Origin of the sequence: Pantoea sp. Ap-967 (genome assembly GCF_011752565.1) — a bacterium.
Classification (GTDB): domain Bacteria; phylum Pseudomonadota; class Gammaproteobacteria; order Pseudomonadales; family Pseudomonadaceae; genus Aquipseudomonas.
The window spans coordinates 1-274 of the sequence record NZ_VWXK01000110.1 but is presented as its reverse complement, the minus strand read 5'-3'; the positions used below and the strand labels follow the sequence as shown (position 1 = coordinate 274).

1 rRNA gene is annotated in these 274 nt (G+C 46.7%); it reads right to left on the bottom strand.

The features are described 5' to 3' along the window. A 5S ribosomal RNA gene (gene rrf / locus F3J45_RS29735) occupies nt 1-62 on the bottom strand; the annotation flags it as partial. Nucleotides 63-274 lie beyond the last annotated feature (212 nt).

Below are 274 nucleotides of genomic sequence, written 5' to 3'. Positions count from 1 at the left end.
CATCGTTTCACTACTGAGTTCGGGATGGGATCAGGTGGTTCCAATGCTCTATGGTCGTCAAGAAATTCTGTTGCCAGAATGTCCTGTTGGACACGCTTAGCGAATTCGGATATGTGAATTTGTGATGCTCACTCAAGAGCTACGAACTTTCGGTTCTTTCGTCTTCACCACCACAATTTGGCTTTCATGCGCAAATTGCTTGGGTGTTATATGGTCAAGCCTCACGGGCAATTAGTATTGGTTAGCTCAACGCCTCACAGCGCTTACACACCCA